This window comes from Fusobacterium sp. (assembly GCF_029258315.1).
Taxonomy (GTDB): Bacteria; Fusobacteriota; Fusobacteriia; order Fusobacteriales; family Fusobacteriaceae; genus Fusobacterium_B.
Genome location: NZ_JARHZE010000087.1, coordinates 1 through 6048, shown reverse-complemented (window position 1 = coordinate 6048; position 6048 = coordinate 1). Strand labels below are relative to the sequence as shown.

Sequence of the window (6048 nt, the reverse complement as noted above, 5' to 3'; positions counted from 1 at the left end):
CACAATAATCCTACTGCTATTGGTAAATCAAAGTGAGTTCCCATTTTTTTTATACTTGCTGGAGTTAAATTTACTGTTATTCTTCCTGTAAAGATTTCATAACCACTGTTTCTCAGTCCTATTCTTATTCTCTCTTTACTCTCAATAACCGTTGTATCACCTAAACCAACAATATTAAAAACAGGTAGTCCTTTGGAAATATCAACTTCCACTTCAACTAAAAAAGGTTGTATTCCAAAATAACTTCCACTTTTTACTTTTACAATCATAAAGACTCCTTTCTTATACTCTTTCAGATATCGGATATAATATATATATTTTTCCTAATTCTTCATCTTCTTTTTTGTATATCAAAGCCTGTTGACCATTACGAGGGTGAATAAATATTTTGCTTTTTTTAGGATCTCTTTCCTTTATAGTTTCTTGTAATACATCTAATAATCTCAATGGTAATATTTTTTGTACGTGGGCTGATAAAAATCCTTTTATTGGATATTTTTTCAATCCCTCTAAATTTTTACAATATTTTTCCAAGGTAATTCCATTTTCATAATAAAGCCACAATGAAGTTGAAACAGCATCTCCTGAAAATAAAATTCCTGTTTTATGATCTAAAAATGTCATATGTCCAATAGTATGTCCTGGAACTTCTATAAGTTCTATCTTTCTGTCACCTAAATCTATTATCTGATGATCTTCTAATGGTAAAAACTTTTTAGTTGTTGTTGTTAAAAAGTTTTCTTTGTCAAACTCATCTGGCCACATTTGAATTCCTTTATTTTTTAATAATTTTTCAAAGGATTTTACCATTAAATCTTTCTCTTTTTGGTTGTAATAATAATTTGGTAACTCTTTAAAATTAATATATACTTCATCAAAATTATAATTTCCACCAACATGATCTAAATGACTATGAGTATCAACCACTATAAGAGGTAGATCTGTTATCTCCTCTATAACCTTTCTAACATTTCCAAAACCGTGTCCTGTATCTATAACTAAAGCCTTTTCTTTTCCCAAAACAACTGTTGTATAGATGTTTTGTGGCTCACAAATTCTATAAATATCATCTTCCATTTTTATAACTTTAAAATAATCTTTCTCTAGCATTTTTCCCTTTCTCTCTAATCAAAATTTTTTCTACCTTTTATTTTACTACATTTAAAAGTTAAACTCAAATTTGGAAAAATGTCATTTTCTACTTTTTTGAAGTTATTTTTATATTCTTAATATTTTTATTTTATTTTTTGTTCAGTTTTTTTTATTTTTTTTCGAAAAAAATCTGTTAAATTTTTTAAAAAATTTTAAAAAAATCCTATTCTTTATATTTAAAGAATAGGAAATTTTTTATTTGTTAAATATAAATTTATCTATAACGTGGGCTATTCCACCATCATTATTTGATTTTGTTATATAATCAACTCTATTTTTTATCTCTTCATTGGCATTTTCTACTGCTACCGATGTACCTGCTGCATCTAACATAGGAATATCGTTAAATGAATCTCCTACTGCTATAACCTCTTCAATAGGAATATTTAAAATCTCAGCTAATTTTCTAACTCCAACTCCTTTATCTATTCCTAATTTTGTAATCTCTAAGAAAAATGGTTTAGATATAGCTATTGTATATTTATCACTATACTCCTCTTTTATCTTTTTTTCAACCTCTTTTAAATATGTTGGCTCAGCTAAAAGCATACATTTTACAGCTCCTCTATCAACATACTCTTTAAAACTTTTTACTATTTTGTGATTCATCTTTGTTAAATCAACTTCCACATCTATATATTCACTTTCTGTTTCTGATATTATCTCATCATTTATATATGTCAATATATGAGTGTTATATTTTTTGCTTAGATCATACATTAAATGTAAATCCTCTTTTTCTAATGAAGCTTCAAAAATATTTTTTCCTGTTTTACATTCTGTTATTATAGAACCATTAAATGAAAGAATATAACTTCCATATTTTTTAGCTTCAATTTCCTCTGCTAACCCTCTCATAGCAAAAGTTGGTCTTCCTGAACAAAGAATAAATTTTACTCCTAGCTCTTCTGCTTTTTTTATTGCTTCCAAATCTACATTTGATATCTCCTTTTTATCATTTAAAAGAGTATCATCTAAATCTGTAACAATCATTTTGTAACTCATCTGTTTCCTCCGTCTATTTTTTCTATTTAAATGCATCCATTTCTATTAATAAATCCTTAAAAACTGTAAACCCTTTTTTTAATACTTCTGGATTAAAATCAAATTTTGGATTATGCAAAGGATATACGAAATTTTTCTTTTCATTTCTAGTACCTAATAAAAACATCAACCCTTTATTTCCACTTTGTAAATAAAAAGAAAAATCTTCTGAGGCTGTGAATCTCATATCCCCAATAAAATCTTCTTTTGGTACTATTTTCTCTATCTTTTTAAAAAGTTCAACATCGTTTACCACTGGTGGATAAAAAGGATTAAACTCCATATTTATCTTTACTCCAAAAGCTAATTCTAAACCTTTATTTATACTTGTTATTCTCTCTCTAAAAAACTCTATAAGATCTCTATTTGAAAATCTTATAGTTCCTAAAATATTTACTTTTTCTGGAATAATATTTCTTACTTCCCCAGCTTTAAAACTTCCTATTGTTAAAATTGCTGGCTCAAGAGGATTTAAATTTCTTGAAATTATGGATTGATAAGCCTCAACCAATTTAGCTCCAATTAAAATAGAATCGATACCTTTGTGTGGCTCAGCTCCATGACTTCCTTTTCCGATTATCTCTATATCTAAGTTTATATTTTGGAAACTTATGGCACCAGCCCTTGTTCCTATTTTTCCCTCTTCCAACCCTGGATTTAAATGTAAAGCGAAAATTCCATCAAAGATTTTACTTTTAAAAAAGTCTGAATTAGCTACAAATCTAGCTCCACCTTTTCCCTCTTCTCCAGATTGAAATATTAACATAACTGATTTTTTTAATTTTTTTCCAGACTCTATTTGTTCTTTTAACCATTTTGAAAAATACAAAAGATTAGTTGTGTGTCCGTCATGACCACAAGCGTGCATCATTCCATCTATTTTAGATTTATACTCCTTTTCTCCATCTTCTTGTAAAGGAAGAGCATCTATATCTGCTCTAAAACCAATCCATCTATCTTCTTCACCTTTAAAAATAGCTACTGTACTCATCTCTATCTCTAAATATTCTATTTCTAAACTTTTTAAAAATTCTCTTATAAACCTACTTGTTTTATACTCCTCTAATCCTATTTCTGGCATTTGGTGTAAAGTACATCTTGTCTTGTAAAAAAAATCCTCCATAAATCCCCCTTAAAAAATAAAAACCTTTGAATTTATTTGCTCTTATTATATAATATAAAATTTTTTCTGTCAAAATTTTAACCCTATCTCTAATTAAATCATAAAAAAGTAAGGGAACTTTAAAAAACTACCCTTACTTTTAATTTAATTATTAATTATTTTTCTTCATAAAAAACTTTTATTTTATCCTCAGCTTTAACTTCCTCTTTTAAAATATATTTAGTTTTATAATCTTTTAATAATTTAAAGAAAGTTCCACTTAATGATAAAATTACTGCAACATTTATAAATGTTGGAACTGCTGTTGTGAAATCTGCAAACAGCCAAACAGTAGATCCAGGCATTCCTATTGTTGTTGCCATAACAACCATTATGAATCCTGGAACTGGATAAAATATTTTATAGAATTTTAAAATTCCGCTTTTTAATCTTGGAGATGATTTCATAAGATGTCTTAAGATAATCTCATAATAAGCATACCAACCTGATGATGTTGTTATTCCAAATAAGAAAATTCCTGTTGCTATAAATATTTTACTTGCAACACCCATTCCACTTTCAAAAGCACTTAATGTAAGAGTTGCTCCTGTTGCACCAGAATTCCAAACTCCAGTAACAACAATTACTAAACAAGTTAAAGTACAAACTATTATTGTATCAACAAATACTTCAAAAGCTCCCCAAAGCCCTTGTTTAATTGGGTGATCTGTTTGTGCTGAAGCGTGTATCATTGGAGAACTTCCCCACCCTGCTTCATTACTAAATACAGATCTTGCCATCCCTATTCTCATAACCTGTCTGAAACCAGCCCCTGCAAATCCTCCTACTGCAGCTGTTCCAGAGAAAGCACCAGAAAAAATTAATTTAAATGCAGTTGGTAAATTTTCTATATTTATCCCTATTATATATAGAGCTGCCCCTATATAGAAAAAGCACATAAGAGGAACTATCTTACTCGCTATTTTTCCAAGAGTTTTTATCCCGCCTATAATAAGTATATAGTTACAAACAATATATATTGTACTAGCATAGATTATTTTTATTCCAAAAGCTGAACTAACTGCCTCTGATACTGTATAGTTTTGAACTGTTATAAAAAATGTTGAGAAAATTCCACCACCAAAGATAGTTGCAGGAATTATCCACCAGCTATGTCCCTTTTCTTCTCCTAAACCTTTTTCCATATAGTAAGTTGGTCCACCATATGTCTCTCCATTTTCATCAGTTTGTCTATAATAAACTCCCAATGAAACTTCAGCCATTTTTAATATCATACCAACAAAAGCTGCTATCCAAAGCCAAACCAACGCTCCTGGACCTCCTACTGCCATAGCAGTTGCAACTCCACCTATATTTCCTACTCCTACTGATCCTCCTATCGCAGTAGAAACAGCTTCAAATGGAGTGATAAGTCCGGCTCCCTCTGATTTATTTCCTTTTTTTATAGTTTTACAAATAGTTTCTGAAAATATATGTTTTAAATAGATAACCTGAAAAAATCCAGATTTAAGAGTAAAATATATCCCTGTTCCAAGAATGATAACAATAATTGGTAATCCCCATAAAAACTCTACCAACATTTGAAAATATTTTAACATAATTCACCTTCCAATAATTTATTTTTCACAACTTTTAACAAATTCTATAAATATTTTTTTCATCTCTTCATTTCCTCTAGCTGTCATCATCTCTGGATGCCATTGTAATCCATAAAGAAATTTACGTTCTTTCATCTGTACTGCTTCTATTATTCCATCTTCTGCAGTAGCAATTACACTTAAACCTTTTCCTAATTTATTTATAGCTTGGTGATGAAAAGAGTTTACCCTTACTTCTTCACCATATAATTTTGCTAAAATATTTTCTTTATCTGTTATTTTTATCTTATGTACATCTAGTTCTGGATAAAAATCTTGACTGTGTTTTAAAGTTTCTTTCCCCGTATATTTTAAATCTTGGAATATACTTCCACCTAAAAATATATTTAATAATTGATGCCCTCTACAAATTCCAAGAATTGGTTTTTCTGTTTTATAAAACTCTTCTAATAATAAGAATTCTCCCTCATCTCTTTCTGGAGAAATTATTCCAATATCTCTTTTAAAATCCTCACCATAATATTTTGGATTTATATCTACCCCTCCAGATAAAATTAATCCATCTAATAATTTTAATTGTTCTTTAATTGTTTCTACATCTGAAGTGATAGGTAGAACAACTGGAATTCCACCAGCAGCAATAATTGATTTTGTATAATCTATGCTAACTGTTGTTCTGTGATAATTTCTAAGTCCATCTTCTATTTCGTAAGCTGATGTAATACCTATTATAGGTTTTTTCATAATATTCCCTCCTCAAAACTTCTATATTTAAGTTATATAATATATTATCATCCTATTAAAGTCAACATTTTTGTTTATTTTTTAGTACAAATGTTTTAATTTTATTTTTTTATTTTAATTTCAAATTACTTAATCTTAAATTTTTATTAATTATAGATATTTATTTTTTTATATGTTATAATATAATTCCTTGGCAGGGGAGCAACAAAAAAAGATAGGTTTCAATTTTTGAAATCTATCTTTTTTATTTAATCATCTAATTATTTTTCTATTTTATTTTGTGGCTCGTGAAATATCTCTGAAAATGTAGATAAATTTTGTAACTCACTTGGTATTATTATTTTTGTAGCTTTTCCATCAGCAACTTTTGCAAAAGTTTCCATACTC

The 6048-nt window shown here is 28.3% G+C and carries 6 protein-coding genes and 1 pseudogene; all 7 read right to left on the bottom strand.

Translation table 11 applies throughout. The annotated features are described in order from the left end of the window. The coding region (locus Q1J48_RS06270) for a magnesium chelatase domain-containing protein (protein WP_300362056.1) at positions 1-269 on the bottom strand (269 nt) is incomplete at its 3' end. A gap of 13 nt (positions 270-282) precedes the next feature. Beyond that, positions 283-1110 carry an MBL fold metallo-hydrolase gene (locus Q1J48_RS06265; RefSeq protein ID WP_300330546.1) on the bottom strand — a complete coding sequence of 276 codons (828 nt, stop codon included), beginning with the start codon at positions 1108-1110 and terminating at the stop codon, positions 283-285. Positions 1111-1347: 237 nt separating this feature from the next. After that, a complete protein-coding gene (locus Q1J48_RS06260) occupies positions 1348-2157 on the bottom strand; it encodes a Cof-type HAD-IIB family hydrolase (protein ID WP_300330544.1) in 810 nt (269 codons plus the stop codon). Positions 2158-2179: 22 nt separating this feature from the next. Beyond that, positions 2180-3319: a M20 metallopeptidase family protein gene (locus Q1J48_RS06255; RefSeq protein WP_300362054.1), complete on the bottom strand. Its 1140-nt coding sequence runs from the start codon at positions 3317-3319 to the stop codon at positions 2180-2182. Positions 3320-3474: 155 nt separating this feature from the next. Then, complete coding sequence (locus tag Q1J48_RS06250; protein WP_300362052.1) at positions 3475-4917, bottom strand: alanine/glycine:cation symporter family protein; 1443 nt, start codon at positions 4915-4917, stop codon at positions 3475-3477. 18 nt (positions 4918-4935) lie between these two features. Next, positions 4936-5661 carry a gamma-glutamyl-gamma-aminobutyrate hydrolase family protein gene (locus tag Q1J48_RS06245; RefSeq protein WP_300362049.1) on the bottom strand — a complete coding sequence of 242 codons (726 nt, stop codon included), beginning with the start codon at positions 5659-5661 and terminating at the stop codon, positions 4936-4938. 260 nt (positions 5662-5921) lie between these two features. Beyond that, a pseudogene (locus Q1J48_RS06240) lies at positions 5922-6048 on the bottom strand (SPFH domain-containing protein); the annotation flags it as partial.

Bases quoted from the DNA above. Each gene is read 5' to 3' on its own strand.
- Q1J48_RS06250 (WP_300362052.1), bottom strand. From the start codon at position 4,917: ATGTTAAAATATTTTCAAATGTTGGTAGAGTTTTTATGGGGATTACCA.
- Q1J48_RS06260 (WP_300330544.1), bottom strand. From the start codon at position 2,157: ATGAGTTACAAAATGATTGTTACAGATTTAGATGATACTCTTTTAAAT.
- Q1J48_RS06265 (WP_300330546.1), bottom strand. From the start codon at position 1,110: ATGCTAGAGAAAGATTATTTTAAAGTTATAAAAATGGAAGATGATATT.
- Q1J48_RS06245 (WP_300362049.1), bottom strand. From the start codon at position 5,661: ATGAAAAAACCTATAATAGGTATTACATCAGCTTACGAAATAGAAGAT.
- Q1J48_RS06255 (WP_300362054.1), bottom strand. From the start codon at position 3,319: ATGGAGGATTTTTTTTACAAGACAAGATGTACTTTACACCAAATGCCA.